We start from the raw sequence: 25,833 nt of genomic DNA, 5'->3' as shown, positions 1-25,833 counted from the left end.
TATGTCCTTCCTGCCCATCTCCAGCCCGAGACCCGCGCCTCGTGAAACTTTATTCTCCTACCTCGCACGCCTTGCCGCGACTTGGCAGACGGAAGCTCCCGATTTGGCATATGATATGGGAGCCTCCTTCAAACGGCTGTTGGATCAGGATGAGGACGCCCTCGAAATCTTGGCCGATTGGGCTCAGCTCGAACCGGACCTTCTGGAAGAGCTTCTGTCATGGACCGGGGTCCGGACTGGCGAAGTTCGCATGGAATTTCGGGGGGAGGTTTTCGTTTCTCGTGCGCTGAGAAATCCGGTGATGCGGGGGTGCCCGATTTGTCTGCGTGAGGACGCGCTTCGTGCCAACGGTAGTGGAACCACGGCGATGGTCATGCGCGGCGATTGGCTATTCCGTGAAGTGACGCTTTGCATCGAACATGGCCACCCCCTTGTCCCGTTGTGGACCGCGACGGCAGTGAAAGATCGTTTCGACATCGGGGCCCGGCTTCGCGAGTTGGAGCACGACATCATGTCGGGCGCACTGGATCAGGCCTGCGTCACGCCATCGGCCTATGACCTCTGGCTTGACCAACGTCTGGAAAAAGGCACGGACGGTACGTGGTTCCGGGAACACTCAGTATTCGCTGTGACGACATTCCTGAAGGGGCTTGGCGAAGCGATGGCCCGACGGGGGACAGCAGGCCAGCATTCGTCACCCGACAATCCTCACGCTCTGGGCTTCGATGCGGCGGTCTACGGCCCAGAGGCGGCTCGACGGGTACTTGATCAGATCGCAGCTACAACGACCGGCTATTTGGATGAACCGTCAGGTGTTTTTAGGCGCCTCTACTCAAATCTTGCTCGGGATTATCTGGATGAAGAGGCTTTCGCGCCGTTCCGCCAAATCCTGCGGGATTGTATTCTTGCACATTGGCCAATCGGGCCCGGCGAGGTGGTTTTGGGAGAGTGCTTGGAGGAGCGCCGTCTACATTCGCTCACGACGGCAGCCGCTGAGACCGGTATGGGGGTCCTAGTGCTAGAACACTTCCTGACCGAAGCGGGCGCTCTCATACCCAACGACCCCAAACCTGCAAACCGCAGGCTATTCGATGCGCAGGCCTATGCGGCCCTTTTGTCGGAGATACCGACCTTGGTTGGGCCAATCGCCATGCGGAATGCGATGGGAGCGACGCGTCAGGAGCTGTCGGCGCTCGCTGAGGATGGCCTCTTGGTTCCTCGAACGCGCGTCAAAAAGGTGAAGAACCCTTGGCGCATCTCGGATGGAGTTGCCCTGGTTGAGGACCTGTCTGCCAATGCCGTCCCGGTAGGCGAGACGGACAAGGACTGGGAAACTCTGCTTCTCGCCCGGAACAGGCGCAATGTCTCACTTATCGAGTTGATTGGCGCGGTTCGGGAAAAACGGTTGCAGGTCGGGCAAAGAGTTGGGGTCGAAGGGTTTCACGGTATTGTCGTCGCGAAGGTCGAGGTCGACCGTGTGGTCCCTCCCCAAAAAACGACACTCGATGTCGTTCTGGACGAGGCACCAGGAACTGTGTCTGCCGCCGAATTTGGCAGGTCAGTCGGCTTGCGGGATGGCGGTGCGTTTTTGGCCCTTATCGAGGCCGGTCACGTACCGGCGCAGGCGATCGAACACCCACGTACCGGGCGGCCACAATACAGGATGAACCCGGAGCACATTGAAGCGTTCCACCGTCGCTTTGTGACCCTGACGACCTTGTCGGCGGAAACCGGGAAACACCGAAATACGCTGAAGGGACTGTTCAAATCCGAAGGAATCAAGCCCTTTGCCCCGGATGGTCAGGACTATGGGCCCGTGTATTTGCGGGAACATTTCGAAAGTTTGCAGGAGTGAAGAAGGCTGCTTCGCCTTGAGGGTATGGGTCGGAGGACCACACGCTTTGACCATCGCTCGAGTCTTGCCGAGCCATGACATGCCATTCTTGTGGCTACCGGAATTTGCGGTTCATCCCGCCACAGCTGACGTTGGCTCGGAGGCCGCACTTTCATCCACCAGCGCAGCGATTGAGGAAGCACAATAGGCTACACCGGGAGTATCGGGGCTATGACGTCTATCTAGAGAACGACGCCGATGGCGCGCACGGTGTTGTCTGGCTGGTTCGGGTGTACGGCACGGACTTCGAAGTTCGAGGCAGGGACATTATTCCCATTCCGCGTTCTGTGTCTCACTCGGCAAGGTGCTGGCAAACAGCGAACCGGTGATCGGCGGCGAGAAAAGGGCGGCTGTAGAAGCGATGAAATGGCGGCGGGTCAGCATCGCGCGCAACTCCGGTCAGTCGATCGCAAGCTTGCGATCATTCAGACCCATCACGCACCTGCGCGACTAGGGCCTGCAAATGCTCCTGTTCAACGAGGCCCGGGATGAGCGCCTCCCCGACAATGAAGGACGGAGTACCGTTGAACCCCAGAGCCTCGCTAAGACGCATCGAAGTTTCGATATGCTCTTCGATTTCGGGCGCTGCCATGTCCCGACGGAGTTGCGCGAGATCGAGCCCGACTTCTTCGGCCACCCGCATGACGGATGCTTCCTCTGCCCGGCCGTTCATCCCCATCAGAGCCCAGTGGAACTCCTCGTAGAGGTCCTGCTCGCGTGCGGCGAGTGCCGCCCGCGCGGCGAAAACGGACCCCTCGCCCAGGATGGGCCACTCGCGGTAGACGAGTCGAACGTTTGGATCAGCGGCCAGCAAAGCCTCGATCTCGGGTTTCACCCGCCTGCAGTAGGGGCAGTTATAGTCGAAGAACTCGACGATGGTGACGTCGCCATCCGGATTTCCGAGTACGGGCGCGTTCGGATCCTGCTCAAGCAGGTCGCGTTGCTCTTCCAGGACCTGCGCTTGCGCCTGGGCCTGCGCATCCGCGTTCCTGCGTTCCAGGATGGCGACGGCCTCCATCACGATTTCCGGGTTCTCGCGAATGGTCTCGAGGACCAGTTCACGTACCCGATCCTCCGAAAGGTCGTCAGCGAACGCTGCGACTGGCAGAAAGACAGCCAAAACCGCGGCGGAGAAAATGGATTTCTTCATTGGGTCAACTCCCTTCGTTGGCGAGGCTCACCTCCGTACGGGCGGCCTGCGCGGCACGCGCGCGCTCCGGCCACGTCGATCGGATGTAGGCGAGAATGGTCCAGATTTCCTGATCGCTCAGCTGCCCGGAGAAGCCGGGCATGCCGCTGTCGAACTCGATGCCCTGCATGGCCAGCGTCTCACGGCCGCCAAGCTTCGTGTATTGGAACAGGACACTGTCGGGGTGGTGCCATGTATGCCCGGTCTCGTCGTGAGGGGGCGCCGGCAACCGGCCGTCGGGCCCCGGGCTTTGCCAGTCAGGCTGCCCTTCCAGGTTTGCGCCATGACAGGACGCGCAGTACTCGCCGTAGAGCACCTCACCTTGTGCCAGGTCGAGACCTTCTGGAATGACCATTGCAGCCTCAGACTCCGAGCCCCCGCCCGTCCACCAGAAAGCAACCAGCGCGACGGAGACGATGGCGGCAGCAGCTACCGCGACGACACTCCTCCGCATCAGGTCACCCTGACCCAAGTCGTCATCCCTGACGCGGCATGGGAAAGCATGTGGCAGTGAAACAGCCAGTCGCCGGGATTATGCGCCGAAAACGCGATCTCGCGCGCCTCGCCCCCGAATGTCAGGACGGTATCCCGGAGCGGTCCCAGCGTGCCGTCTGCCGCGATCTCGCGGAAGTGCATTCCGTGAAGGTGCATGGCATGCGGAAAGGAGGTGTCATTGACTATTTCAAGACGGACCGGCTCATCACGTGCCAGAACGGCCAGTGGGTCATCTGTCATGCCGATGACGTCATTGAAGGCCCAGAACTGGTTGGCATCGACCAGTTGGCGAAAGGTTCTCCGCTCACCGTTGAATTGGGCCGACTGCAGGCGGCCCATCGCGCCTCCACCCATGTGAAGGCGCACATGCCGGGCTTGTGAGAGATCCGGAGGAACCATGTTGGCGTTCGGGGGCAAGGCCTGCGGGGCATCCCTGCGCGCGCCGGACGATGCCGCGATCACCGGGAAGGCCGACTGAACGAACCCCTCACCGTTGTCGACACGAACCAGATAGGCCGTCTCACCTTGCTCCGCCACGACGTCCACAAGGAGGTCGGCCCGCTGCCCCGGCCCGAGCAAAACCGTATCGGACACGGGCTGCGGCGCCTCCAGCGGCATGCCGTCGAGCGCCATCACCCAGCCTTCGAGGCCGGCCAGCGCCAGTTCGAAGATCCTGGCATTTGCCGCGTTCACGAGGCGAAGCCGCAGCCGCTCATGGCGGCGCACATCGAGGCTGTGCCCGTATTGTCCGTTCGTCGCGATGAAGTTCCCGACCCGGCCCGCGTGACTGCGATCATGGCGCGAGGTGAAGTCGGGATCGATCTGGGCAGTGTCAGGGTTCAGGAGCCAGTCGTCGAGGATCAGGACCTCGTCGCGATACACGTCGGGCCCCTCCGGCTCTTCGACCACGAGCGCTCCGTAAAGACCGCGCGCGACCTGTTCAACGGAGCGATTGTGGGCGTGGTACCAGTAGGTGCCGGCATCGGGCGCGACGAAATCGATGTCGAAGGACGCGCCTGGGGCGACGGCCTCCTGCGTCAGGCCCGCGACACCGTCCATCGCATTGTCGATCCGGACGCCGTGCCAGTGGAGCGACGTGGCCTGAGGCAGTTCATTGACCAGCCGGCGCGTGACACGACCGCCCTGCCGAACCCGGATCACCGGTCCCGGCATGGAGCCGTCAAAGCCCCAGATGGCGGTCTGCGGATAGTCCGGCGGCGCCAGTTGCAGGCTGGCTTCGCGGGCCGTCAGCGGCACGGCCGAGTTGCTCTGCGCGAACAGATTGGACGGTGAGGTCGAGGCGAACCCCGCGGCCGCACCGATCTTCAGGATATCGCGTCTTGAGTAGATCATGTCATCTTCCTCGGGGGCGCACGCCAGGATCGGATCGCGCCATCTCAGTCGGCCTCGCCTTCCGTCGTATTCACACCTGCCATCTCGATCTCGGCGACATCGCTGTCGAGCAGGTATGTAGCCATCGCTTCGAGATCCGCGGGTGTCAGGAAGCTCGTCCCGTACATGACGACCTCTCCCATCGAGCCTCCGAAAGCGTCGCCGGAGGGCGTGATGCCCGTTCTGAGAGCGTAGGCGAGGTTGGAGACGGTCCAGCCGCCCGCAATCAGGTCGGGGGATCTGATCGACGGAGCGTCGTTGCCGCCGGGAAGCGCATCGTTGCCGGCGAACACGGCGTCGAGCACGCGCCCACCCGCAAGGTTCCGCTCCGTATGGCAGGCGCCGCAATGCGTCGCGCCCCGAACCAGTTCCCGCCCGCGGTTCCACATCTCACTCTGCCCATCGACCGGCTCCGTCTCAGGATCATCGAGATAGGCCGCCCGCCAGAGCTTCAGACCCCAGCGCTGATCGAAAGGGAACACCACGTCATGTGAGGGCGCATTTTCGGCCACCGGAGGAACAGTCTGGAATGCGGCCCAGAGGTCGGCAATGTCCTGGTCGGAAAAGTCAGCGTAGAACGGATAGGTGAATGTCGGATAGTAGGGCGCGTCATCCGGCCCGATGCCTTGCCGCACCGCGCGCGCAAAGTCCTCGACAGTCCACGCTCCGATGCCAAAGTCGGGGTCAGTGGTAATATTCGGCGGATAGAACGTGCCGAAATCAGTTGGAAGCGGCGCGCCGCCGGCAAGCGGCGCGCCTCCGTCCTCGAAGTTGGTGTGACAGGCAATACAGCCGCTGGCGCGAGCCAGATAGGCCCCGCGCTCGATATCTCCGACCAGTTCGATCGGTTCCGGCTCCACGCCAACCGGCCATGCGGCAAGCGCGGCAACGATGGCTGCACCAAGCACCGCTGCCGCTGCGCCGAATCTCAGGACGGGTGGCATCGTCACTCGTCCTCGGCGCGGAACCGGGTGTGGCAGGCCGAGCAGACCTGGCTTGCCATCGCGAAGGCTGCATCGGCGGGCATGACGCCGATGTCCTCAGCCGTCATGCCACTCATCATGCCGCCACCCATCATGCCGCTGGCACCGCCCATCATGGCGCTGCCGTTGTCACCCATCATGCTGCCGCCGCCCATCATGGTGCCGGTAGACATCCCACCTTGCTCATGAGCGAGGCCGTTGTCTGCGGCTAGGGCGAGACCGCGTGCGGCCACCTGCATCTGCTCAGCGAGGGCGGCGAACCTGTCCCACTCCTCCCAGATCAGATCGCGGGCCTCGGAGGGATCGCCGTTGCTGCCTTCGGGGAACAGGTCCGTCATTGCGCTGCCGGAATGCGCCTCGATGGTTTCCGCCGCGCGCCTCAAGGCGTCTGCATCGTATTCGCGTTCGCCGCGCATCATGGGGGCGACGGCCTGCACCGCATCGCCCATAGCCTTCATGCCTTCCATGCGCTCCAGGACGACGCCGGTGGCGCCCGTGTGCGCCAGCGCCGCCGCACCGGCGATGACACTGGCAAGAGCAATGCTCGTCAGTCTGATGTTCATGGGGTTTCTCCTCGTCTCGGGGGGCGAAATTCTTGAAAGACTCACGACCCATTTCGGGGAGGCGGTAGATCAAAAGGTATCGTCAAGCTTTGGCCATCGCTTCTAGTCGAAGCAAAGCGATGGACGAATTCCGCAACTTGGATTTCGAACCGGGGACTATTCAGAAACACGGATACGGTTTTGCAATCGAGCCCCGGATGACAATGCCGGTCCACCGCTGCGTTTTCATCCTCGGCATGGCCTCGATGAGCGTCCGCATGGTCGTGCAAGTGTACTTGCTCGAACACTCCGCCCATTGCGGCAGCGGTATCGGGCAAAGACGAGAGGGCCATCGACAGCATGACGCAGACGACGAGAATGGCTCTGGCCAAGGTGCGATGCCCGGTTCGCATCAATTGATCCCGTTCGCACGCTGCAGTTCACGGACATACGCCGTGATGGCCATGACATCGGCGCGCGTGACGCCTTCAACCGGCGGCATGTTCCCGAAATCCCAATGATGCGCTCTCACGCCGTTCTGGGCAGCCAGAAGAAACGCAGCATCTGCGTGGTGGCTGGGTTCATAGATACGGTGAACGAGCGGCGGCCCGATCCCCTGACGTCCGGCCGCGTTCTCGCCATGACACTGGGCGCACAGACCCTCGAACCCGCGTTGCCCGATCTGCGCCTGCCCCGAGAGTGTTTCAGGCACCTGCACCTCGACCATGGGCGAGCCTTGTGCGACCGCCACGGCGTCCGAGGCGGCCGCTGGACTCTGCTCGCTTCCGACTGGCGCGAACAACCACCAGCCGACTCCGATGGCACCAACAACGAATGCGATCGCAATAGCGACAGACTTGGTATTCATTTTGCTCTCACGCCTCGTCACACCCTCAGTTTGCTGGTCGAAGTTTCTATCTGCTTCGTGCGCTCCATCAATCTGACAAGGCGGAGATTTTTGTATCGGAATGTATCGCTCGGCCGGGACTGCTGACGGCCGACGCAGTCATGGACGCCTTCGATCGGGCCGGCACCCGCGAATTCGGCCGGACCGAGTGACCGGTCCGACGGGGTGACGCCTCACCGTTCCAGCGCCTTCTTTCGGCGTTCAAATTCCTCTTCGTCTATCTCGGCGTCGGCAAAGCGCTCGCGCAGGATTTCGATCGCGTCGCGCCTTTTCCGATTACCGCCGACCTGTTTATCGGTGAACCATTTCACGGCCAGGACGACCGCGACGATGACGACGCCCCAGAAAAGAAGCATCATCAAGCCACCCACAATTCCGTAGCCGCTGCCCCACATCATGTGATCATACCTCCTCTGCCAATCCGCCGGAGTATCGGCGGCCACCGCCGTCGGAAGCATGGCGAAGGTCGCCATTATAGCTTTCGGTCTCAGCATTCTCCCACTCCTCTTTCGCCGATGGCGTCTTGCGAGATCGCCTGTCCGCAAGCGGGACGGCCATGGTCGCCACGAGTCCGCCGTCCCTCCGGTTCGCCAGGTGGATCTCGCCTCCATGCGCACGGACGATGGATCGGGCAATTGAAAGTCCCAGACCATGCCCGCCGGTCTCGAGTGAGCGCGAGCCTTCGAGCCGGTAAAACGGGTCGAACACCTGCTCGAGCTTGTCGGACGGGATGCCAGGGCCCTCGTCGCTTATCTCGACGACGAGAGTATCGCCTTCGGCCCGCCAGGCGATTTCGGCGTTTCCTCCGTAGCGAAGGGCATTCTCCACGACGTTTCGCACGGCACGGCGAAACGAGACCGGTCGCAGGCGCGCATGAACGCCAGGACCACCGAGGATCTTGGGCGGGTCCGGCATGTCGGATGCCAGATCGTGAAAAAACGTACCGATGTCGAACTCTCGCGGCTCTTCGGTGCCGGTCAGGTCCTCGGCGAAGCTCAACGTCGCCTCCGCCATGGTCTGCATTTCCTCAATCGACTCGATCAGGCTTTCTCGGGTCTCATTGTCGTCCACCATCTCGACACGCACCCTAAGCGCTGTGAGCGGCGATCGCAGATCATGACCCACGGCGGCAAGAACACGCGTTCTGTCGGCGACGTATCTGGTCAGGCGTTCCTGCATCAGATTGAACGCCCGCGTCAGGTCCTCGACCTCTGCGGGACCTGCGAGGAGCAATGGCACCGCGTCTTCACCTCGCCCGAGGCGCTCAGCCGCGCCTGCCAGCTTGCGCAATGGCCCGGTCAGGCGCGTGACCAGAAACCAGCACACCGTAACGAGGATGAGTGCCGCCGTCGTCGCGAAGGTGAAGGTGGAAAACAGGGGCCATTGCAGCGGTGGCCGCTCGAACCGAGTCCCGACGTTCATCCATTGCCCTCCGAGGAGCGCGATGGACAGATTCATTTCAACCGCTGCGATCTCGCCCCGCATCATCGAGCGGTGCATTTCCGCCATCTCCGGCGAGAGGTTCGGCAGCGGCAGGACCGGCGTCTCGATGTCATCGAGTTGGACACGGATGTCGCGGCTGTAGCTGTCGCCAAGAAGTGCTCGCACGCGGGCTTCCACGGGTGCCGCATGGTGGTGGTCCGGCTCGGCCACGCTCGGTGCGTCGGATAATTCGAAACGGACGAGCGGCGAGTTCGCGGCTCGTAGGATCGATGCCTGAAGGTCGGGCGGCGCTTCTTCCAAGAGTCGGGCGACGTTGGCGGCACGGCCAGCGGCCTCGAAGCCAAGCGCCGCGCGGATGGCCAGGCTGCGCTCGTCAACGAAGAGCCACAGGCTGATGGCCTGCGCGACGACGAGTGCAGCGACGATCAGAGTGACGAGTTGTGCGCGCAGGCTTCGAAACGGCTGTCTCATTCGACGACCTCGACATCCGTTGCGAGGCAGTAGCCCCCGTTTCGAACCGTCGTGATGATCCTCGGCCGCAGGGGATCGGGCTCAATCTTGCGCCTGAGCCTGCTGATCTGGTTGTCGATGGTCCGGTCCATGGGGCCCGCAGCCCGGCCCGAGGTCAGGTCGAGCAGTTGATCCCGGCTCAGGACCTTCCGGGGGCGCTCAAGGAGGACCGTCAGCAGGCGAAAGTCCGCGGTCGTCAGCAGCAGACGTTCCCCGCTGGGCGTCTCGATCGCCTGTCCATCCGTGTCGAGCGTCATACCGGCGAAGCGAACGCGTTTTCCTGCGAGTTCCCCGGCGTGGTTCTCGGCGGATGAACTCCTGCGCAACACGGCCTTGATGCGCGCCAGCAGCTCACGGGGGTTGAAGGGCTTCGGTAGGTAGTCGTCCGCACCGAGTTCCAGGCCTACAATCCGGTCCGTCTCCTTGCCGAGCGCGGTCAACATTATGATTGGGAGGCTCGATTGCCTCGCAAGCCTTCGGCAGACGGAAAGACCGTCTTCCCCTGGCATCATCACATCCAGCACCAGCAGATCGTAATGGCCAGAGGCCAACTGGGCGTCCATTTCGACCGCGTCCTTGGCCGCGGTTGCGCGCATGCCGTTCTTTTCCAGGAACCGGGTGACTGACTCCCGGATCTGCCTGTGGTCATCCACGACGAGGATATGAGGGCTGGTGGTCATTTTTTCTTGTTTTACAGAACTGGCTTTCTACGGTCAGAGGCTGTTTTGTCTCCATGTGTATCAAATCGGCTGCCTGCGACACGCGGATACAAATCCCTGAATGACGCCCGTTCCGATTTGCACAGTGACTACCGACATGAGGCGTGCAAGGCAAAACGGAGGATATTCGAATGACGTTGCGTGGAAAGATGGCAGCTTCCGTGGTGGCAGTCCTGTTGGCGGCAGGAGCGGCAATGGCGGACAGCGGGCCGCATCATGGGGATGCTCGCGGCGCAGGCATGGGCGTCGAGCACGGCATGATGGAGATGATGATACGCATGCACGGCATGATGGGCGCTGATGACGCGATTCCGGGCATGGGAATGATGGGTGGTCAGATGGGCATGCCTGGCGGCATGGGCATGATGGTGGATCTCGATGCGGATGGCGACGGTTTGGTGGCGCCCGAAGAGGCGCAGTCCGGGCTCGGCAGTCTTCTGTCGGAGTACGATGCAGACGGCGATGGCACACTCTCCATCGCAGAGTTCGAGACGCTGCACAGCGCGCTCATCCGCGAGACGATGGTCGACCGGTTCCAGCATCTCGACGCGGACGGCAACGGCCGGATCGCCGCGGAAGAGATGCAGGCACCTGCCGCGCAGATGCAACGCATGCACGGCCTGCGTGAGCGGATGATGAACGAAGGTGGATATGCTCCGGGCCAGATGATGCCCGGACAGGGACGCATGATGGACGAAGGCGGCCTGCGCATGCAGGGCAACTGACGGTCTCTTCACGCGTTGTCGAGAATGAGGGCCGGAGCGAACCTCCGGCCCATACCCATTGAAGAAGAAGGAGGTATTCCGAGATGCCCTACACACATGATCGCCTGCTCGCCGACACCAGCATCGAGGAAGCGGACCGGCGCGTGCGCGAGGCGCTGACGGCCGAAGGCTTCGGCGTCCTGACCGAGATCGACGTGAAGGCCACTATGAAGAAGAAGATCGATGCCGACATGGATGGGTACCTGATCCTCGGCGCCTGCAACCCGAAAATGGCCTGGGAGACCATCGGTCTCGAGCCGCGGATCGGCGCGATGTTGCCGTGCAACGTCATCCTTCGCAGCGTCGATGGCGGGACCGAGGTGAGCGCTATCGACCCCGTCGCCTCCATGTCGGCCGTGAAAAACCCCGACCTGCACGCGGTGGCCGGTCAGGTCCGCGACATGCTCGTGCGCGCTGTGGATGCGGCCTGAAGGAGACAACCGATGACAATGGCACACGCGCGGCGCGTCTTTGTTCTTGGGCTGGCGGCGGCGCCTGTTACCCTCATCACGTCTCCCCTGACCGCGCAGGCCCGGACAATCTGGTCGGCGGCCGAGGCCTACGACGCCCTTTTGGCGGACAGCGCGCGCGTGATCGATGTGAGGTCGCGCGAAGAATGGCTGGAAACCGGCGTCGGGGCCGGGGTCTGGCCGATCAGCATGCACGAGGACCGTTTTCCGGATCGCCTCTTTGCGGCGAAGGCGCTGGCCGGATCCCGAGACGTCGGCCTGATCTGCGCGACCGGGGGGCGTTCGGCGTCCCTGCTCCGTGCGCTCCGGCAGGCTCGCTACGATGGCTACGTGGACATCTCCGAGGGAATGCTGGGGTCTCGCTGGGGTCCCGGCTGGCTTGCTGCCGGTCTGCCCGTGGTTCCGCTGGACGCAGCGGTTGCCTCGATGCCGGAGGAACTTGCCTGACGTGCCCGAAGAGAGCGCCTCCAAGAGAAAAAATTATCTGTCCCTCGGCAAGGGTGCCGCCCTTGTCGTCGGCGCCGTCCTAGGGCTGGGCCTCGTTGGCTGGGCTGCAGGATGGTGGTCGTTCGACCTGGACCGGGTGAAAGTCGAGACGTGGGTCGCGCGCGCCGGGCCCTTGGGGCCGCTCGCAGTAGTCTTCCTCATGACGGTCGCGATCGTTGCCAGCCCCATTCCAAGCGCGCCGGTCGCGCTGGCCTCGGGGGCCGCTTATGGCCACTACGCCGGTACTCTATATGTCGCCCTTGGATCCGAGATCGGTGCGCTTGTGGCTTTCCTCATCGCTCGAGGTTTGGGGCGTGGCCCGGTCGAGCGTCTTCTAGGCGAAAGGGCCGACTACGGTCTGCTGGGGTCGCAGAACGCGTTGACGCTCACGGTTTTCGTGAGCCGACTACTGCCCTTTGTCTCTTTCGACGCGATGAGTTATGCTGCGGGGCTCAGTCGGTTGCACTTCTGGCGCTTCGCCCTTGCCACGATGGCCGGCATCCTGCCGGCGAGCTTCGTGCTCGCGCATTTCGGCAGCGCTGCGATGGAGGGCACCTTCGGCAGCGCTGAATGGATCGCCCTTGGACTGGGCCTCATGACGGGCCTTCCCCTCCTGCTGGTTGCGCTTCGGCGTGGTGCCGCTTCGAGAAAGGACCGAAACGAGAAGGACATTACGGAGGCCGGTCGATCATGAGTTCCGACTACCAGCAGAACAGCCTCAGCCTGCCTGACGCCGTGGCGATGGGAACGGGCGTGATGATCGGCGCCGGCATCCTTGCCCTGACCGGGCAGATTGCCGAACTGGCAGGCCCGTTGTTCCCATTGGCGTTCGTCGCGGGCGCCGTCGTGACGGCATTCAGCGCCTACACCTACATCAAGATGTCGAATACCTGGCCGTCCGCGGGCGGCATCGGCATGATCCTGAAGAAGGCCTACGGACCGACAACGGTCGCCGCTGGCGCGGCACTCCTGATGGCCCTTTCGATGGTCATCAACGAAAGCCTGGTTGCACGGACCTTCGCCACCTACCTGTTGCGCGGTCTGGGGATGGAGCCGGGCGGCTGGCTCGTCCCGGCGATCGGTGTCGGCCTCATCGTCTTCGCCTACCTCGTGAATGCCTCCGGCAACAGATCGGTGGGGCTCCTGTCGCAGGTCATGGCGGTCCTCAAGGTTGGAGGGATCGCGCTCTTCGGCATCGCGGCGCTGTGGGCGGGTGGCATCTCCTTCGAGGCGACGGGCGACGGGGAAACGGGCGCCGCCGGTTTCGTCGCATCGCTCGCCCTCGCGATCCTCGCGTTCAAGGGCTTCACGACGATCACGAATTCCGGCGCCGAGATCACGGACCCGCACCGCAATGTCGGCCGCGCCATCGTCATCTCGATCGCGATCTGCGTGGTGGTCTACCTGCTGGTGGCCTTCGCCGTGGGCTCGAGCCTGCCGCTCGACCGGATCATCGCCGCGAAAGACTACGCGCTCGCCGAAGCGGCCGAACCCGCGCTCGGCCGGATCGGTTTCTACCTGACGGTGGCGCTGGCGCTTGTCGCGACGGCCTCGGGCGTGATCGCAAGCATTTTCGCGGTGTCCCGCATGCTCGCCATGCTGACCGACATGAAGATGATCCCGCACAGCCATTTCGGGATGCCGGGCACGATCCGGGATCACACACTTGTCTACACAGTCGTGATCGCAGGCGTTCTCACCATCTTCTTCGACCTCAGTCGCATCGCGTCGCTCGGAGCTTTCTTCTACCTCGTGATGGACATTCTGATCCATTGGGGCGTCTGGCGTCACCTTAGGGAAGAGATCGGCGCGCGAGGGTGGATCCTCCTCACCGCAATCGGTCTCGACGCCGTCGTGCTTGGAGCCTTCACCGTGATGAAATGGCAAAGCGACCCGACGATCGTTCTGATCGCGTTGGCCGCCATGGCAGCCGTCTTCGCGTTCGAGCATGTCTTCCTGAAGCTCAACCCGCCCACGGACGACGATCATGACCACGGGCCGGCAGGCACTATTGAAACAGAGAAATCATCCCCTTGACCTTCCAACCGTTGGAAGCCCCACATTGAGTCCCGAAAGGGGAATCCCAATGTCTGAACACGCCCATCATCATCACGACGCTCCACCGTCTGGCGCGAAGACCGCGACGGATCCCGTCTGCGGCATGCAGGTCGAAATGCGCGAGGACGCGCGATCGCGCGAGTATAGCGGCGAGACCTTCTGGTTCTGTTCCGAAGGCTGCCAGACGAAATTTGATGCCGATCCCTATTTCTATGCATCAGGGAATGCGCAGAAAACCGAGCAGAAAGCCACGCCAGGCACTCAATGGACCTGCCCGATGCATCCCGAGATCGTCCGCGACGAACCGGGGAGTTGCCCGATCTGCGGCATGGCACTCGAACCGATGGTGCCCTCGGACGAACCCAGCGAAGAACTCACCGACTTCACCCGACGTATGTGGATCAGTGCTGCTGCAGCGGTGCCGCTGGTCGTGATCACCATGGGCGAGCTTGTAGGCCTCGACGTGCGGGGCTGGATGGGCCACCAGTTGTCCATCTACGCCGAGTTCGTGCTTGCGACCCCAGTCATATTGTGGGCGGCACTGCCCTTCTTCCAGCGGGGTCTCGACTCATTCCGGAACCTTTCGCCAAACATGTGGACCCTGATCTCGCTCGGTGTCGGCGCAGCCTACGCCTATTCGCTCGCCGCCACCTTCACACCCGGTATCTTTCCCGAGGAATACCGGATGGGGCACGGCGTCGGTACGTACTACGAGGCGGCCGTCGTCATCGTCGCACTCGTCTTCGTGGGTCAGGTTCTGGAGCTTCGAGCCCGGGAACGCACCGGTGACGCGATCCGTGCGCTTCTGGACCTCGCACCCAAGACCGCCCGGCGTATCCTCGAGGACGGGACGGAGTACGACGCGCCACTCGAGAACATCGTCGAGGACGACCTCCTGCGCGTACGGCCGGGCGACAGCGTCCCAGTGGACGGCGAAGTGGTCGAGGGCCGATCCTCGATCGACGAAAGCATGATCACGGGCGAGCCGGTTCCTGTCGAGAAGACGGAAGGCGACCGGGTGACCGGCGGGACTATCAACAAGAACGGAACGCTCGCGATCCGGGCAACGCAGGTCGGCGCCGACACCGTGCTTGCCCAGATCGTCGAGATGGTTGCCGGTGCCCGGCGCTCCCGCGCCCCGATCCAGGGGCTGGCGGACCGGGTCTCGTCGATTTTCGTGCCAACGGTCGTGGCGATAGCCATCGCGGCGTTCTTCGCGTGGCTCACCTTCGGCCCAGAGCCTGCGCTGGCCTTCGCCATCGCCTCTGCCGTCTCCGTCCTGATCATCGCCTGTCCTTGCGCCCTCGGGCTCGCAACACCGATCTCCATCACGACAGCTGCGGGGCGCGGAGCACAGGCGGGCGTGCTGATCAAGGACGCGGAGGCGCTTGAACGGATGGCGCGTGTGGACACGGTGATCGTGGACAAGACCGGTACGCTGACCGAAGGCAAACCGAAGCTCACGGATGTCGTGGCCCTCGAGGGGCACGACGAGACCGAGGTGCTGTCGCTCGCCGCGGCGCTCGAGCGTGGGTCCGAGCATCCGCTCGCCGAAGCTATCGTCGAGGGCGCTCGGGACCGTGGTGCGGAGATCGGTCGTTCAGACGACTTCGACGCGGTGACAGGCAAAGGCGTACGCGGCAAAGTCGGCGGGCGACAGGTGGCGCTTGGCAACGCTGCCATGATGGCCGAGTTGGACATCGCGACGGAAGTCGCAGAAGAGGCCGCCGATGGACTGCGGACCGAAGGCAAGACAGCGATGTTCGTTGCGGTCGGTGGCGAACTGGCGGGGATCGTCGCCGTGGCCGACCCGATCAAGGAGACCACGGAAAGCGCGATCCGCGAGTTGCACGCGCTGGGGCTGACCGTAATCATGGCCACCGGGGACAACCAACGCACGGCCGAGGCGGTGGCACGCAAGCTCGGGATTGACGAGGTGCGCGCCGGGGTTCTCCCCGAAGACAAGAAGACGCTCGTGGAGGAGCTTCGCGCCAAGGGCGCCCGGATCGCCATGGCGGGTGACGGGGTGAACGACGCCCCAGCGCTTGCGGCGGCTGATGTCGGCATCGCCATGAGCACGGGCGCGGATGTCGCCGTTGAAAGCGCCGGGATCACCCTGATGCGCGGCGATCTCGTGGGGCTCGTGCGCGCGCGCAAACTCGCGACAGACACCCTGCGCAACATCAAGCAGAACCTGTTCTTCGCCTTCGCCTACAACGCAGCAGGTGTGCCGATCGCGGCCGGAATCCTCTATCCGTTCGTCGGCCTGCTGCTGTCGCCGATGATCGCGGCCGCGGCGATGAGCCTGTCGTCCGTCTCGGTCATCTCGAACGCGCTGCGGCTGCGGCGCCTTGAACTCTGACAGACACGACATGCTCGCCCGACCTCGCGTGCAAATGATCGGAGCCAAAGACCGGGGCCGACGCACGTTCTGTTCAGGGAGGCAATCCGGTCCTCCGCTTGCCTCCCGAAACCCAGCCTCTGAGACTCAACATGACAAGGAGAACTCGAAATGAAGTTTCACGTCCCGGATATGAGCTGCGCCCACTGCACGGCCGCCATCGACAAGGCGCTCAAGGCGATCGATCCAGCAGCCAAGGTCGATACAGACCTGACATCGAAGACCGTCATGATTTCTTCCGGCAAGGATGCCGCTGCGCTTCAGGCCGCCTTGGAGGGAGCCGGCTACCCGGTCACTCCGGCTTGATGAACTTTATATGACATCTCGAGTGAATGGCCGCCTAAACCGAACAGGATTGGAACTGGAAATACGCATGAACAGACGAGAATTAATTGTTGCAGGCGTCAATGCCGCCGGGCTGTCTGGTATGGTCCACGCGCAGTCGCCGTCGCCGCGCGTCGAGGTGTAGAAATCACCGACCTGCGGATACTGCTCGGCGTGGGGCGAGCACTTGGAGCGCGTGGGTTTCGTCGGGGAAACACACGATATCAATCAGGACGTGCTCTATGCGTTCAAGGAACGGTCAGATAGCAGGTCCGAATTAGCCTCATGCCACACGGCGCTCGTCGACGGCTACTTTGATGAGCGCCATGGTCGGCCGAGGATGTCGCGCGTTTGCTCGCCGAACGACTGGAAGCCATGGGCTTGTCGGTCCTTGGCATGCCGATCGGCTCACCCGTCATGGAGATGGGCAATCAGCGTGATGTGTTCTATACACTTTTCGTGATGGGTCATGGATCAACAGAAGTTTTCCGGCGACAGACGTAGCAGTTCGCTTCACGCGTTACCTTCTTTTCTCGCAAAACGCATTCTCCGGAAACTTGTCCACGAAAATCGCGCCCTTCAGCAGCTCGATCGTAGGCGTTACATCTGACCCCTTCGGTTATGTCTTTAAAATCTCTTTGTGCTGTCGATACCTTGGCGCACAGCGCCAAGACGGAGCCGAGAAGCTACAGCTCGCGATTTCAATAGGTCACGCAAAAGCAATATGCTAGGCTCCCGAAAGTATGTTGAGCCGACACGTCAAGTTGCTTAGATCAAACACGAGCCCAGTTAAGCCGGCAGACCGCTACACGCCAATGCCGTCTTACAGTGATCGAAGCGCCGACGATGGTTAAGCAAGCAACGCGCAGCTGGGTTCACGCAGAAACATACCACACCACAACTGGGACCATCATTGCTGTTTGCGCTCGACGACCAGAATAAAAATCGCTTTGAGCGCGATCGCAGCTGTCGGGATCGGCATTTGTCGACGTTGTTTTGGACAGGAGATCTATGCGCCGACCTTCACCCGACCTTATAGAGTTTAACGAACGGTCTATTTCGTTGAAAAACTCTTCCTTGATTGCCGTGTAACTCGCTGATTCAATTCTTCCTGAAGGGAGGGATTGGCGATGATGGGACCGAGGCAGGAAGCACAAGCAGCGCTGTTTTATGAGTTCTCGCTGGAGGATCACGTTCCCCAGGATCACCTGCTACGGTCGATTTTTCGGTTCGTCGATCTGAGCAGTATTCGCGCCCATCTTTCGGATTTCTACAGCCACACGGGCCGCCCCTCGGTCGATCCAGAGCTGCTGATCAGGATGCTTCTGGTCGGCTATTGCTTCGGCATTCGGTCGGAGCGGCGGCTTTGCGAGGAGGTGCATCTGAACCTGGCATATCGCTGGTTTTGTCGTCTGGATTTGAACGACCGTGTTCCTAACCATTCGACCTTTTCCAAGAACCGTCATGGTCGTTTCCGCGAGAGTGAACTGCTACGCCATCTGTTCGAGACGACGGTGGCGCGTTGCATCGAGGAAGGTCTGGTGAGCGGCCAGCGCATGGCCATCAACGCGAGCCTGATCCACTGGCCAACAGGGCATTGCACAGCAATGTCCCGAGAGGCGAGGCGGATGCGAACAAACAGCACTCCACATCGAAGGATGGCTGGGATACAGCGCGGATAGATCCGGCAGATGCGCCACGCGCGGTCCGCGAGTATCTCGACACGCTGGATGAGGCCGCACTTGGCGGGGCCAGCGAGGTTCAGCCCAAGTTCACCTCGCATTCCGACCCTGCAAGCCAATGGACAGCAGCACGCAAAGGGCCTGCATTCTCTAGTTATTCCGACAACTACCTGATCGATATGGACCACGGCGTCATCGTTGATGTCGAAGCAACGAGGTCGATCCGGCAGGCCGAGGTTGGGTCGACCAAGACAATGCTGAACCGCGTGAAGGCAAATTTCGATCTGCATCCCGAGCGTCTGATCGCAGACACGGCCTACGGCACTGGCCCGATGTTGGGCTGGCTTGTCGGCCAAAAGATCGCACCACACATCCCGGTCTTCGATAAATCCGGAAGGAACGATGGAACCTGGACCCGTGCCGACTTCGAGTGGGATGCCGAGAACGATCAATACATCTGCCCCGAAGGCCACGAACTGAAGCAGTTCCGGCGCAACTACTCAGACCCGAACCGGGGACCATCGGGCAAAGGCACGGCGCGGTATCGCGCCTTGAAGGTAGTCTGTCAGGCCTGCCCCTCCAAATTAAAGTGCTGCCCAAACGCCGACGCGCGCTAGATCACCCTTGAAGAGCGCGAAGACGCCCGCCAGGTCGCCCGCGATATCGCCAACACCAAGCAATACGAAATCTCGATGAAGCTCCGAAAAAAGGTCGAGATGCTCTTCGCGCACCTCAAGCGCATCCTTGGACTGGGGCGGCTCCGATTACGTGGTCCATGCGGTGCGAATGACGAATTCCTGCTCGCCGCCACCGCCCAAAACCTCCGAAAACTGGCCAAAATCTTTCCTGCACCGCAGAAAATGCGAAAAGCCTGACCAGAAAGGCGCTCGCTCGCTGTGCAGATCACCATTTTTTGCGCCAGCAACGCGTTGTTTTCCACAGAATCGGCCCAAACCTGCCATTGAAGTTGAAGCCATATGCTGCGACTCAGCTTCCCCAAAGCGGACGTCCACCACTTGAGCCAAGTCGCTCGCTTCAAGGTAACGATAATGGAGCCGCCATATCCACTCTGTATTGCGATGTGGGATTCTTACATTGATTCAGGTGGTCGTCATGAACTCAGCACTCGAGGATTCGCAGCAAAAACTAACGAGTTTGCGCGGGTGACACACGAAGGACCGCATGGACACCGATCCGAGGTCGATGGCATCGAATTGGCCATTCGTATCGGCGTGTCCGAGATGCTGTTGTTCAAGGCGCTTGAGCTCGGTGAATTCAGCTCACTGGTGGTCGCGAGCCCGGCTGCGTCGCGGAACACGGAGCGCCCGAAACGCCGGAAGATCTGGGCGTTCACAGCTGCATCACACGCTGCCCCGGAAGATGCGGGCGCTCTTTGCCATCGACGCTTTGGCCAAGCGCATCATTCCCGAACAGAAGGCTTTCGTTGACTGTAACTACAGTGAAGTCCTGAAGCTGTCTTTCGATTACCAAGGCGGCGTGATCGCTTGGGTCGCCTTCTGGGCATTCTATGGTCAGGGCTTTGGAGCCGAGAATATGTCAGCCGTAGCTAGCTTCGGCGCAGCTTATCTGCTTGTGGTGCTGGTCGAGCCTATTGCTGATCCGGCGGTTCTGGCGGGTGCAAAGCTGCTCCGCGAAAGCAAACAAAACGGTTTGTTCGCACAGCGGCTGTTCAACCCAGCTTAGCAAACAAGGTTCGGGCGGCCCCGAAGATGGGGCCGCCGTTCTCCATACTGCCCAACCAAAGCAGGCATTAGCTGCGGAACAGCATGCCTGTAATTATGGGATCAGCAACGACCAACGCCGCGACCCGATCACGAACAAGCCGTCCTTACTGGCGGGTCGAGACGTGTGGGCGATCATGGACGCGGCTGGGAAACAAAAACCGACATGCAAACATCTCAGGTGACTTGACCCAGACGAAGACAGATTCACGCGTGTTTTCCGATAGTTCAAACTGGACCGGTGGCTTGGTCTTGCTCTGGATGATCGAAACGCCTTCTCGGACGCGGTCATGTTTGACGAGGTCGGACACAGTCAGTTTGACCAGCTCACAACCACGTAGCTTGCTGCCGATGGCGACGTTGAATAGAGCCAGATCGCTTAGGTAACCCGCAAGCTCGAGCCGCGCCCGGATCGCACAGACCTGTTGTTGCAGCAAAGATCGTTTCTGACCGATGACCCGCCCCATGTTCCAGGCTCTGCGTTTTGGGGTAAGTGCGGGAAGTTGGATTTTTGGCATTATTTACCTTCCTAAAGACGACCTGTGCGTCCACTTTCCCGCTAAGTCGCAAACACAGTATTCCGCGTCCAACTTTTTTCTTGAACCTCTAGCTACTGGAGGTATAACCATATCACAGGCGACCTTAGATCATGCCACTGAAAAACAAATTTTGATGCGGGGAAAACAGGTGCTGACGAGACGACATTTCATCCAAACGACCACGGCGTTGTTTTCGGCTGCATTGGCTGAATCGTCGTTGGCAAATACTTGGCCAACAGAGTCGGAAATGGCGGCTTGGGATGCGCAGGTTACGCCGCCCGGTTTTGATCTGGCCACCACCAATCCGTGGGGCCTACACCCCCGTCTGCTGCCTCAAAGGGTGGCAGCGAACGATGGGCTTGTTCCAGGTGACATTCACGTCGATGCGACCGCGCGCTACTTGTACCACATTGAATCTGGCGGAACCGCGATGCGATATGGCGTCGCCATTGGCCGTGACGGGTTGTACCAACCGGGGACTTACACCATCCGGCGAAAGGTCGAATGGCCACACTGGACCCCCACTGCAAACATGATCGCGCGGGAGCCGGAGGTATATTCGCAGTATGCCAACGGGCAGGAACCTGGGCCCAACAATGCGCTCGGCTCACGTGCGCTGTACTTGTATGTCGGCCAGCGAGATACTTACCTTAGGATCCATGGCACACCACAGCCTTGGTCAATCGGAAGTCGCGCGAGTTCCGGATGTGTGCGGATGGTAATGCCACATATCAACGCTCTCTTCCCCAATGTCGAAATCGGATCCATGGCACGCCTTTATCCGGCCTAGAAAACTCGAGGCCAATAATCCGGGTTCTCACAAACGTGCCTTTGCTCTCGCCAACCGCCAGACTTGTTAAGATGGAACTATGCCCGACTGCCGGGCGTGGTTTCTTCTTTGCGACTGCCCAATCTGCGCCGAGAACGCCTCTCAACAACCTGCGGGTTGGCGAAATCTAACCTCTTGAAGCTATAGTGGCTATAGGTGCTATCTCGGTTGCATAATACCGAATCCCGAGGTGTCTCCATGCCGTCCGACACACACCGTCACGATCATTCCGAGAAAACGCAGACGGATGGCGATGCCTGCTGCGGCAGCGCCAATTCTTGTGGGGATATTGCGCCTTCCGCAGTTGCCCCATCATCGGGGCGCAGCTTTCAGGTGTCTGGCCTAGACTGCGCTGAGGAAGTCTCGATCCTCAACAGGGTGGTTGGTCCTAAAGTGGGCGGGGCTGAGCATTTGGCCTTCGATGTGATCAATGGGCGAATGATCGTTCTGGATAGCGCCAAAGCGATTTCGGACGCACATGTTGCAGAGTTGGTCGCAAGCACCGGCATGACAGCCAAGCCGTGGGATGCCGAAAGCGCATCAGTCGATCAGGCTGCACACCTTGCCCGCCAAAGGGTGTTCACGTTCCTCAGTGGGGGCTTTTGGGCCGCAGGTTTCGTCTGGCACGTGGTTGAGACCGGCTTGGGCGGGGCGGTCGGGCTCTTTTCCGGCCACGGGGAAGCGCCGATGCCGTTGATCGAGCTTGCATTTTTTGCAATCGCCGTTTTGTGCGGCGTCTGGCTCGTAGCGCCAAAAGCATGGTCTTCCGCGTGGCGGCTTTCGCCCGACATGAACCTGCTGATGGTTGTGGCGGTTGCCGGTGCGATCGGCCTGGGCGAGTTCTTTGAGGCGGCAACGGTTGCGTTCTTCTTCTCGCTGTCTCTCTTCCTGGAAAGTTGGAGCATCGGACGTGCAAGGAATGCGGTCTCAGCACTTCTCGATCTCGCACCGCCAACGGCGCGGGTGATCCGCGATAACGGCACTGAAATGGACGTGCCTGCCGCAGAAGTGGTCGTAGGCGACCGCTTCATAGTGCGCGGCGGCGACCGTATTCCGCTTGATGGAGAGGTCACATCCGGGATGGGAGCCGTCGATCAGGCGCCGATCACCGGTGAAAGCGCGCTGGTGCCTAAAGAAATCGGGGACGACGTCTACGCGGGCACAATCAATGGTGAAGGCACACTGACGGTGCGCGCTACCAAGTTGGCCTCGGACACGGTGCTGGCTAAGATCACGCGCATGGTTGGCGACGCCCATGCACGCCGCGCGCCGGTAGAACAATGGGTCACGAAATTCGCACGTATCTACACGCCCATCGTGATGGTGTTAGCGATCGCGATTGCAGTTCTGCCGCCGCTCAGCGCAGGCGGAGCGTGGGACTACTGGTTCTACAACGCGCTTGTCCTTCTGGTCATTGCCTGCCCTTGCGCACTGGTCATCTCGACGCCTGTGTCCATCGTTGCGGCACTTGCAGCATCGGCTCGGGCTGGGGTGCTGATCAAGGGTGGGGCCTATGTCGAAGCGCCCGGTCGCACGACGGCGCTGGCGATGGACAAGACCGGAACGATCACCATGGGCGAGCCTGAGGTGGCGTCCGTGCATCCGTTGGGAACCGCGACGGCCGAGGACCTAATCGAGATGGCTGCCGGTCTTGAGGCGCGATCCTCGCACCCATTGGCGCGTGCTATTATTGCGCGGGCTGAGGTCGACGGCGTCACGGTGTCTGCCGCTGAAGATACTCGCACTGTGCCGGGTCGCGGGCTTGAAGGGCGCGCTGCTGGCCGTTCAATCTGGCTTGGCTCTGACCGTTTCGCGGAAGAGAAGGGATTTGGCAGCGCCATTCCGAAAGACATCCGCGACCGGATTGAAGGTGCTGGAAGCACGCTTGTCGCCGTGGGCGACGACACTGGCGTCATGGGACTTCTGGAGTTGCGTGACAGGATCCGTCCAGACGCTAAAGGCATCGTGGCACAGCTTCACGCGCAGGGCGTGAAGACCATCGTCATGCTGACGGGCGACAACGAGCGCACCGCGCGCGCCGTTGCCGCCGCTGTGGGCATTAACGAAGTCCGCGCTGAGCTTCTGCCCGAAGACAAAGTGAAAGCCATCGAAGAGCTCGTCGACACCCACGACATGGTGGCCATGATCGGCGACGGCGTGAACGACGCACCCGCCATGGCGCGGGCGCATTACGCGATTGCCATGGGTGCCGTCGGCTCGGATGCAGCGATTGAGACGGCGGATATCGCACTCATGACCGACGATATCGGCAAGGTGCCTTGGCTTATCGGCCATTCGCGCCGGGCCATGTCGATCATCCGCCAGAACATTGCGATTTCGCTCGCGACCAAAGCGCTGTTTGTAGGCCTGACGGCCTTCGGGATGGCGTCCATGTGGGGCGCTATCGCTGCAGATGTCGGCGTGTCGCTGGTCGTCGTTGCCAACGCCCTGCGGCTTCTGAAAGCTGAAGAGTCTAAGCTACCACCTGCCGGTGGAAAGCGGGTCGGCGAACAGATGGCCAACGGGGCTTTAGTGCCAGGACAATAAGGCGGCACGGGAGAGCCAAGGGGCAGGGTGACGCAATGCGCATATTTGACGGGTTGGAAAAGATCATTGGCGCGCTAAGTGTGGGGACCGCTTGGCTGACAGTGGTCCCCATCGCGATTCTTACCGGCCTACAAATGCTTGATCGCAAACTACACCTTGGGGTGTCGTCGTATCTTCCGGATTTTTCGACGTCCTTGCTGTTCATACTGATATACGTGACGTTTGGGTTCACCTATCTGCGAGACGGTCATGTGCGCGTGGACTTATTTCGAAGGAATTGGCCGCCACGCCGCCTGGCTTGGATCGAGCTTGGTGGTTGCCTCCTCGTCGTTCTGCCCCTCGCGACCATCCTCACCTACTACGGCTGGGATGGGCTGATGCGGACGACGCAATTCGCGGACACCGACATTTGGGCACGGCGCATTGCCGCTGTGATCGGCCCGGTGGTTCTGGGATTGGCCGGGCTTATCGTCATCGCGCGGAACGTCGTGTTCCTGCGCGGCAATCGTAACAACCTCTCCCCACTCTCTGAGGAAGACCTTCCCCGTGGAGACTGAATTCCTGGCCATCGCCATGCTAGGTATTCTGGCGCTAGGCGTGTTCAGCGGCTTTCCCGTGGCTTTGGTTCTGACGGCGACTGGATTTCTTGCCTTTGTGGGCGCGGTCTGGTTTGAGGTCACGGATTTCGGCCACTTGGGTCTGATCTATCTTCGCGTACGTGGCATCCTGACGAACGAAGGGGTGCAGTTCACCACCGTGCCTCTTCTGATCTTTCTGGGGCTGGTGCTGAACGCCAGCGGCATTTCATCAACCCTGTTTCGAACACTGGGGCAGGCACTCAGGTGGCTCCCCGGCCAATATGCCGTTGCCACGTTGCTGATTGGCCTGATCCTGGCCCCTGCCGCTGGAGTGATTGGAGCTTCCGTCGTGACCGTGGCACTGGTGGCCTACGCCCCGATGTTGCGCTCAGGGTATTCCGCGTCAGGGGCGGGATCGGCCGTGGCGGCATCCGGCGCGCTGGGCGTCGTCTTCCCCCCGGCGGTCCTTCTGTTCTTCGTGGCCAATGTCTTTCAGCTTCGTATTTCCCTGATGTATTCGGCCTTGGTCGTTCCAGTGCTCATTCTGGTTTTCTTCTTTTCCGTCTATTTTGCCGTAACGCTGAGAGGGCGTATCGATATCTCACTTTCGTACGACGCAAGGCCGACCCTGCGGGATTTGGTGTCCTCGATCCTAGCGATCGCGGTGATCGCCGCCATTCCCCTCAGTATCATGGGCGGGGTCGCGACCCTGTCGGAAGCTGCGGGCGTCGGGGTCCTTGGCGCGCTATTTGTTATGTCGGTTCGCGGTCGCATGACATTTGAGCGGCTAAACGAGACGATTGTGCAGACGGCGTCCATGACATCGATGGTGTTCTTCATCGTCTTGGGTGCATCGATCTTCTCGCTCAGCTTCAATCTGCTAGAGGGTGGCCAGCTGCTACTTGCATGGATTGATGGATTTGCCCTTGGGCGTTGGGCGACCCTTGGCATGTTGTTGGGCGTTATTCTTGTGCTCGGGTTCGTATTCGACTGGATCGAGATTCTGCTCGTGTTCCTACCGATCTTCCTTCCTGTGTTCGCTCAGCTGGATTTCTCCGATCATGTCGGGTCGGTCTATTTCTCGCAGGTCTGGTTGGCCGGTTTGATCGCATTGGCGCTTCAGACCTCATTTCTCACGCCGCCGTTCGGATATGCGCTGTTCTTCGCCAAGATGGCGGCACCACCAAGCGTCGATCTGGCTGATATCTATCGTGGTGCGGGACCGCTCGTAGTCATCGAAGTCGCACTGATTGCTTTGCTGGCATGGCGACCTGAATTGATCACATGGCTGCCTCAACTTGTTCTTTCGCGATCAAACTCGGCTTTGATCAACTAGATT

The 25,833-nt window shown here is 61.2% G+C and carries 24 protein-coding genes and 1 pseudogene; 15 read left to right on the top strand and 10 right to left on the bottom strand.

Going from position 1 to position 25,833, the window contains the following annotated elements:
• Position 1: 1 nt before the first annotated feature.
• Complete coding sequence (locus KUV65_RS17780; RefSeq protein WP_222192077.1) at positions 2-1,855, top strand: TniQ family protein; 1,854 nt, start codon at positions 2-4, stop codon at positions 1,853-1,855.
• A gap of 460 nt (positions 1,856-2,315) precedes the next feature.
• On the opposite strand, the gene KUV65_RS17775 is transcribed toward KUV65_RS17780, so the two are convergent.
• The 9 genes from KUV65_RS17775 to KUV65_RS17735 form a co-directional block, all read right to left on the bottom strand.
• Positions 2,316-3,044 (bottom strand): DsbA family protein, encoded by a 729-nt coding sequence (locus KUV65_RS17775; RefSeq protein ID WP_222192076.1) that lies wholly within the window; start codon positions 3,042-3,044, stop codon positions 2,316-2,318.
• 4 nt (positions 3,045-3,048) lie between these two features.
• Positions 3,049-3,555: a c-type cytochrome gene (locus KUV65_RS17770; RefSeq protein WP_261331881.1), complete on the bottom strand. Its 507-nt coding sequence runs from the start codon at positions 3,553-3,555 to the stop codon at positions 3,049-3,051.
• Positions 3,537-4,931: a multicopper oxidase family protein gene (locus KUV65_RS17765; RefSeq protein WP_222192075.1), complete on the bottom strand. Its 1,395-nt coding sequence runs from the start codon at positions 4,929-4,931 to the stop codon at positions 3,537-3,539. The genes KUV65_RS17770 and KUV65_RS17765 overlap by 19 nt, the downstream gene beginning before the upstream one ends.
• 44 nt (positions 4,932-4,975) lie before the next feature.
• Complete coding sequence (locus KUV65_RS17760; protein ID WP_222192074.1) at positions 4,976-5,914, bottom strand: c-type cytochrome; 939 nt, start codon at positions 5,912-5,914, stop codon at positions 4,976-4,978.
• Between the two features lie 2 nt (positions 5,915-5,916).
• On the bottom strand, positions 5,917-6,516 hold the full coding sequence (locus tag KUV65_RS17755; protein WP_222192073.1) for a c-type cytochrome: 600 nt from the start codon (positions 6,514-6,516) through the stop codon (positions 5,917-5,919).
• A gap of 391 nt (positions 6,517-6,907) precedes the next feature.
• Entirely contained in the window at positions 6,908-7,246 is a 339-nt protein-coding gene (locus tag KUV65_RS17750) for a c-type cytochrome (protein WP_445159137.1), read from the bottom strand.
• Positions 7,247-7,575: 329 nt separating this feature from the next.
• Positions 7,576-7,800 carry an SHOCT domain-containing protein gene (locus KUV65_RS17745; protein WP_222192071.1) on the bottom strand — a complete coding sequence of 75 codons (225 nt, stop codon included), beginning with the start codon at positions 7,798-7,800 and terminating at the stop codon, positions 7,576-7,578.
• A 4-nt stretch (positions 7,801-7,804) separates the two neighbouring features.
• A complete protein-coding gene (locus KUV65_RS17740; protein ID WP_222192070.1) occupies positions 7,805-9,316 on the bottom strand; it encodes an ATP-binding protein in 1,512 nt (503 codons plus the stop codon).
• Entirely contained in the window at positions 9,313-10,035 is a 723-nt protein-coding gene (locus KUV65_RS17735; RefSeq protein ID WP_222192069.1) for a response regulator, read from the bottom strand. Before KUV65_RS17735 ends, KUV65_RS17740 begins: the two co-directional genes overlap by 4 nt.
• Before the next feature lie 143 nt (positions 10,036-10,178).
• On the opposite strand from KUV65_RS17735, the gene KUV65_RS17730 reads away from it, so the two are divergent.
• The 10 genes and pseudogenes from KUV65_RS17730 (at position 10,179) to KUV65_RS17690 (ending at position 19,963) form a co-directional block, all read left to right on the top strand.
• The gene (locus KUV65_RS17730) at positions 10,179-10,799 is read left to right on the top strand and encodes an EF-hand domain-containing protein (RefSeq protein ID WP_308124733.1); all 621 of its coding nucleotides are present in this window, start codon (positions 10,179-10,181) and stop codon (positions 10,797-10,799) included.
• 83 nt (positions 10,800-10,882) lie between these two features.
• Positions 10,883-11,269: a DUF302 domain-containing protein gene (locus KUV65_RS17725; RefSeq protein WP_222192068.1), complete on the top strand. Its 387-nt coding sequence runs from the start codon at positions 10,883-10,885 to the stop codon at positions 11,267-11,269.
• 12 nt (positions 11,270-11,281) lie between these two features.
• Positions 11,282-11,755, top strand: a complete 474-nt coding sequence (locus KUV65_RS18160) for a rhodanese-like domain-containing protein (protein WP_261331880.1) — start codon at positions 11,282-11,284, stop codon at positions 11,753-11,755.
• Between the two features lies 1 nt (position 11,756).
• Complete coding sequence (locus tag KUV65_RS17720) at positions 11,757-12,488, top strand: TVP38/TMEM64 family protein (RefSeq protein ID WP_308124732.1); 732 nt, start codon at positions 11,757-11,759, stop codon at positions 12,486-12,488.
• Positions 12,485-13,831: an APC family permease gene (locus KUV65_RS17715; RefSeq protein ID WP_222192066.1), complete on the top strand. Its 1,347-nt coding sequence runs from the start codon at positions 12,485-12,487 to the stop codon at positions 13,829-13,831. The genes KUV65_RS17720 and KUV65_RS17715 overlap by 4 nt, the downstream gene beginning before the upstream one ends.
• A 49-nt stretch (positions 13,832-13,880) precedes the next feature.
• Positions 13,881-16,214, top strand: a complete 2,334-nt coding sequence (locus KUV65_RS17710) for a heavy metal translocating P-type ATPase (protein ID WP_261331879.1) — start codon at positions 13,881-13,883, stop codon at positions 16,212-16,214.
• Positions 16,215-16,364: 150 nt separating this feature from the next.
• A complete protein-coding gene (locus tag KUV65_RS17705; protein ID WP_222192064.1) occupies positions 16,365-16,559 on the top strand; it encodes a heavy-metal-associated domain-containing protein in 195 nt (64 codons plus the stop codon).
• 369 nt (positions 16,560-16,928) lie between these two features.
• A complete protein-coding gene (locus KUV65_RS18300) occupies positions 16,929-17,081 on the top strand; it encodes a hypothetical protein (RefSeq protein WP_374107089.1) in 153 nt (50 codons plus the stop codon).
• Positions 17,082-17,707: 626 nt separating this feature from the next.
• Positions 17,708-19,134 (top strand): annotated as a pseudogene (locus KUV65_RS17695) (IS1182 family transposase).
• A 505-nt stretch (positions 19,135-19,639) separates the two neighbouring features.
• On the top strand, positions 19,640-19,963 hold the full coding sequence (locus tag KUV65_RS17690) for a hypothetical protein (protein WP_222192063.1): 324 nt from the start codon (positions 19,640-19,642) through the stop codon (positions 19,961-19,963).
• A 145-nt stretch (positions 19,964-20,108) separates the two neighbouring features.
• On the opposite strand, the gene KUV65_RS17685 is transcribed toward KUV65_RS17690, so the two are convergent.
• The gene (locus tag KUV65_RS17685) at positions 20,109-20,468 is read right to left on the bottom strand and encodes a hypothetical protein (protein ID WP_222192062.1); all 360 of its coding nucleotides are present in this window, start codon (positions 20,466-20,468) and stop codon (positions 20,109-20,111) included.
• On the opposite strand from KUV65_RS17685, the gene KUV65_RS18155 reads away from it, so the two are divergent.
• The 4 genes from KUV65_RS18155 (at position 20,467) to KUV65_RS17665 (ending at position 25,830) form a co-directional block, all read left to right on the top strand.
• The gene (locus KUV65_RS18155) at positions 20,467-21,330 is read left to right on the top strand and encodes a L,D-transpeptidase (protein ID WP_261331878.1); all 864 of its coding nucleotides are present in this window, start codon (positions 20,467-20,469) and stop codon (positions 21,328-21,330) included. The genes KUV65_RS17685 and KUV65_RS18155 overlap by 2 nt on opposite strands.
• A gap of 477 nt (positions 21,331-21,807) precedes the next feature.
• Positions 21,808-23,916: a heavy metal translocating P-type ATPase gene (locus tag KUV65_RS17675; protein WP_222192061.1), complete on the top strand. Its 2,109-nt coding sequence runs from the start codon at positions 21,808-21,810 to the stop codon at positions 23,914-23,916.
• Positions 23,917-23,951: 35 nt separating this feature from the next.
• Positions 23,952-24,473 carry a TRAP transporter small permease subunit gene (locus tag KUV65_RS17670; RefSeq protein WP_222192060.1) on the top strand — a complete coding sequence of 174 codons (522 nt, stop codon included), beginning with the start codon at positions 23,952-23,954 and terminating at the stop codon, positions 24,471-24,473.
• The gene (locus KUV65_RS17665; RefSeq protein ID WP_222192059.1) at positions 24,463-25,830 is read left to right on the top strand and encodes a TRAP transporter large permease; all 1,368 of its coding nucleotides are present in this window, start codon (positions 24,463-24,465) and stop codon (positions 25,828-25,830) included. The genes KUV65_RS17670 and KUV65_RS17665 overlap by 11 nt, the downstream gene beginning before the upstream one ends.
• Positions 25,831-25,833: the final 3 nt, after the last annotated feature.

Source organism: Maritalea mobilis, from assembly GCF_019800885.1.
Lineage (GTDB): Bacteria > Pseudomonadota > Alphaproteobacteria > Rhodobacterales > Rhodobacteraceae > Roseibacterium > Roseibacterium beibuensis.
This window is presented reverse-complemented; position numbering and strand designations above follow the sequence as displayed.

What these genes read in the sequence shown, in the direction of transcription:
- KUV65_RS17745 (WP_222192071.1), bottom strand. Translation starts at nt 7,800, where the DNA reads ATGATGTGGGGCAGCGGCTACGGAATTGTGGGTGGCTTGATGATGCTT.
- KUV65_RS17715 (WP_222192066.1), top strand. Translation starts at nt 12,485, where the DNA reads ATGAGTTCCGACTACCAGCAGAACAGCCTCAGCCTGCCTGACGCCGTG.
- KUV65_RS17690 (WP_222192063.1), top strand. Translation starts at nt 19,640, where the DNA reads ATGCGGGCGCTCTTTGCCATCGACGCTTTGGCCAAGCGCATCATTCCC.
- KUV65_RS17675 (WP_222192061.1), top strand. Translation starts at nt 21,808, where the DNA reads ATGATCGTTCTGGATAGCGCCAAAGCGATTTCGGACGCACATGTTGCA.
- KUV65_RS17780 (WP_222192077.1), top strand. Translation starts at nt 2, where the DNA reads ATGTCCTTCCTGCCCATCTCCAGCCCGAGACCCGCGCCTCGTGAAACT.
- KUV65_RS17705 (WP_222192064.1), top strand. Translation starts at nt 16,365, where the DNA reads ATGAAGTTTCACGTCCCGGATATGAGCTGCGCCCACTGCACGGCCGCC.
- KUV65_RS17775 (WP_222192076.1), bottom strand. Translation starts at nt 3,044, where the DNA reads ATGAAGAAATCCATTTTCTCCGCCGCGGTTTTGGCTGTCTTTCTGCCA.
- KUV65_RS18155 (WP_261331878.1), top strand. Translation starts at nt 20,467, where the DNA reads ATGTTCCAGGCTCTGCGTTTTGGGGTAAGTGCGGGAAGTTGGATTTTT.
- KUV65_RS17765 (WP_222192075.1), bottom strand. Translation starts at nt 4,931, where the DNA reads ATGATCTACTCAAGACGCGATATCCTGAAGATCGGTGCGGCCGCGGGG.
- KUV65_RS17685 (WP_222192062.1), bottom strand. Translation starts at nt 20,468, where the DNA reads ATGGGGCGGGTCATCGGTCAGAAACGATCTTTGCTGCAACAACAGGTC.
- KUV65_RS17755 (WP_222192073.1), bottom strand. Translation starts at nt 6,516, where the DNA reads ATGAACATCAGACTGACGAGCATTGCTCTTGCCAGTGTCATCGCCGGT.
- KUV65_RS17710 (WP_261331879.1), top strand. Translation starts at nt 13,881, where the DNA reads ATGTCTGAACACGCCCATCATCATCACGACGCTCCACCGTCTGGCGCG.
- KUV65_RS18160 (WP_261331880.1), top strand. Translation starts at nt 11,282, where the DNA reads ATGACAATGGCACACGCGCGGCGCGTCTTTGTTCTTGGGCTGGCGGCG.
- KUV65_RS17740 (WP_222192070.1), bottom strand. Translation starts at nt 9,316, where the DNA reads ATGAGACAGCCGTTTCGAAGCCTGCGCGCACAACTCGTCACTCTGATC.
- KUV65_RS17735 (WP_222192069.1), bottom strand. Translation starts at nt 10,035, where the DNA reads ATGACCACCAGCCCTCATATCCTCGTCGTGGATGACCACAGGCAGATC.
- KUV65_RS17725 (WP_222192068.1), top strand. Translation starts at nt 10,883, where the DNA reads ATGCCCTACACACATGATCGCCTGCTCGCCGACACCAGCATCGAGGAA.
- KUV65_RS17760 (WP_222192074.1), bottom strand. Translation starts at nt 5,914, where the DNA reads ATGCCACCCGTCCTGAGATTCGGCGCAGCGGCAGCGGTGCTTGGTGCA.
- KUV65_RS17670 (WP_222192060.1), top strand. Translation starts at nt 23,952, where the DNA reads ATGCGCATATTTGACGGGTTGGAAAAGATCATTGGCGCGCTAAGTGTG.